The sequence below is a fragment of the Mycobacterium sp. E3305 genome, assembly GCF_001666785.1.
Classification (GTDB): domain Bacteria; phylum Actinomycetota; class Actinomycetes; order Mycobacteriales; family Mycobacteriaceae; genus Mycobacterium.
In genome coordinates this window covers 1-2,750 of record NZ_LZJA01000257.1, presented here as the reverse complement: position 1 = coordinate 2,750, position 2,750 = coordinate 1, and the positions used below count along the sequence as shown (strand labels likewise).

Genomic DNA, 2,750 nt, shown 5'->3' with positions numbered 1-2,750 from the left:
GATTCTGGTGGGCGGGGTCCTCATCCGACGACGCGGTGTCAGCAAACCGGGCGACCTGTCGGCCGACCTCGCGTCGCCGCCCTTGCTCGGGCGTCCGGCTTACCAGCGCCATGCGGGCTGAGCTTAATGGCAAAGCCGCGCGTCCGCAGTGTCAGACGCTCTGGCCGGCTGTCCTGCCAGCTAACACAAACTGAGTCGGGGTGGCGGGATTTGAACCCACGGCCTCTTCGTCCCGAACGAAGCGCGCTACCAAGCTGCGCCACACCCCGCTTGAAGCTCCGACAGCCTATCGCACCCGCCCATCGGCTGGCCAAACCGCGGTGTGCCGGGTCACTGCCACCGGCAGGAACGCTCGAACTCCACCAGCGCCGCGGCCGGACCGCTCGGATCGAGTCCCTGCGCGGCGACCCAGTCGTCGTCGAAGTAGGTGTCGTGATAGCGGTCGCCGCTGTCGGCGAGCAGCGTGACCACCGAACCGCTGCGCCGTTCGGCGACCATCTCGGCGAGCAAGCCGAAGGCGCCCCACAGGTTCGTGCCGGTCGAGGGACCCACCCGGCGGCCCAGGACGGTGCTGACGTGGCGGGCGGCGGCGACGGACGCCGCGTCGGGCACCGCCACCATCCGGTCGACCACACCGGGCAGAAACGACGGCTCCACGCGCGGCCTGCCGATTCCCTCGATGCGCGACGAGGCGGGCATCACGAGGTCGTACCGGTCGTCTTCGTAGGCGGGGAAGAACGCGGAGTTCTCCGGGTCGACGACGCACAACCGGGTCGTGTGCCGCCGGTAGCGGATGTAGCGGCCGATCGTGGCGCTGGTGCCGCCGGTGCCCGCCCCGACGACGATCCACTCCGGAATCGGATGCGTCTCCTCGCCCATCTGCTCGAAGATCGACTCGGCGATGTTGTTGTTGCCCCGCCAGTCGGTGGCGCGTTCGGCGTTGGTGAACTGGTCGAGGTAATGCCCGCCGGTGTCGCGGGCCACGCGTTCGGCCTCGGCGTACACCTCGCTGGACTTCTGCACGAAATGGCAACGGCCGCCCTGGGCTTCGATCAGCGCCACCTTGGACGAGCTGGTCGACGCCGGCATCACGGCGACGAACGGCAGACCCAGCAGGGCCGCGAAGTAGGCCTCCGACACCGCCGTCGATCCCGACGAGGCCTCGACCACCGTGGTCTTCTCGTTGATCCACCCGTTGCAGAGTGCGTAGAGGAACAGCGAGCGCGCCAGCCGGTGTTTCAGGCTGCCGGTGATGTGGGTGGTCTCGTCCTTGAGGTACAGCGCCACATCGGTGTCTGAGCCGTTTCTAGCCCATGCCTCCGGCAGCGGGTAGCGCAGCAGGTGCGTGTCCGCGCTGCGGCGGGCGTCGGCCTGGATCAGCCGGACCGCGTTGTCCGTCCAGGACCGGGAGTGGCTGCGGACCGCGATCCGGGTCCGCTCGGTCAACGCACCGAAACTGTTGGCTGCGAACGGCTCAGGTCGCTGGCCGAGTCGTGACCGCCCATCGGCGTGGCGATCAACGTCAGCAGGGTGGCCTCGGGCCGGCAGCAGAACCGCACCGGGGCGAATGGGGAGGTGCCGATGCCGCCGGAGACGTGCAGTGCCATGTTCGCGCCCCACCGGGACGGTCCCTTGGCGCGGGACCGGTCCAGGCCGCAGTTGGTCACCAGCGCGCCGTAGAGCGGCAGGCAGACCTGCCCGCCGTGGGTGTGGCCGGCCATCACCAGCTGATAGCCGTCGGCGGCGAAGCGGTCCAGCACGCGCGGCTCCGGCGAATGGGTAAGTCCCAGGCGCAGGTTCGCGGCCGGGCTGGCCGGGCCGGCGATCGTCTCGTAGCGGTCCCGGTCGATGTGCGGGTCGTCGACGCCGGCCGCGGCGACGTGCAGGCCGGCCACCTCGAACTCGCGCCGCGTGTGGGTCAGGTCGAGCCAGCCGCGCTCGGTGAACGCCGCCCGCAGGTCCTGCCAGGGCAGCGGTTCGCCGTGGACCCGGTGCGACGGGTTGGTCACGTAATTCAGGGGGTTCTTCAGGCGCGGCCCGAAGTAGTCGTTGCTGCCGAACACGAAGACGCCGGGCCGCGACAGCAGGTCGCCCAGGGCCTGCACCACCGCGGGCACCGCCTTCGGGTGCGCCAGGTTGTCCCCGGTGTTGACCACCAGGTCGGGTTCCCAGTTGCTCAGCTCCCGCAGCCAGGCCTGTTTTCGGCGCTGGGTGGGCAGCATGTGCAGATCGCTGATGTGCAGCACCCGCAGCGGCGTGGAACCCGGCGTCAGGACGGGCATCGTGATCTCGCGCAGGACGAAGGCGTTGCGCTCGACGACGGCGGCGTAACCGATACCGGCGACGGCCGAACCGAGCGCGACGGCACCGGTGCGTATCAGCGTGGGCAACGCCCCGCGACGATGCGGTCCGCGCAGCGGACCGCCGTGGAGGGGGGCCATTGAGCTTGCATCAGCCATGCTGGCAGCCTACTGCCGGTTGCGCTTTGGCAACGTATAGCTTGCGCCGCGGCGTCACAGCTCGCCCGGTCTACGGGGGCGGCTGCCCCGGCGGCGGGGGCGGTGGCGCCAGGAGCGGAATGGTGATCGGGGGCAGACCCGGGATCTCCACCACCTGCGAGCCGACCGGCACCGGCGCGCCCTCCGGGGGCGGCGGTGGGGCAGGCGGGATGCCGTTGCTGACCTGGATGGTGATGATCGACCCGGGGATCGTCGCGCCGCTCGGCGAGGTCCCGACCACCTCGCCCTGCT

2 protein-coding genes, 1 tRNA gene and 1 pseudogene are annotated in these 2,750 nt (G+C 70.5%); all 4 read right to left on the bottom strand.

The genetic code is table 11. The annotated features are described in order from the left end of the window. Positions 1-195 precede the first annotated feature (195 nt). Positions 196-269: transfer RNA gene (locus A5701_RS23330), tRNA-Pro, on the bottom strand. 61 nt (positions 270-330) lie between these two features. Next, positions 331-1,446, bottom strand: coding sequence for a PLP-dependent cysteine synthase family protein (locus tag A5701_RS23325; RefSeq protein WP_067759860.1), 1,116 nt, complete (start codon positions 1,444-1,446; stop codon positions 331-333). Next, positions 1,443-2,441: a metallophosphoesterase gene (locus tag A5701_RS23320; protein ID WP_082969819.1), complete on the bottom strand. Its 999-nt coding sequence runs from the start codon at positions 2,439-2,441 to the stop codon at positions 1,443-1,445. Before A5701_RS23320 ends, A5701_RS23325 begins: the two co-directional genes overlap by 4 nt. A gap of 88 nt (positions 2,442-2,529) precedes the next feature. Beyond that, positions 2,530-2,750, bottom strand: a pseudogene (locus A5701_RS23315) (hypothetical protein); the annotation flags it as partial.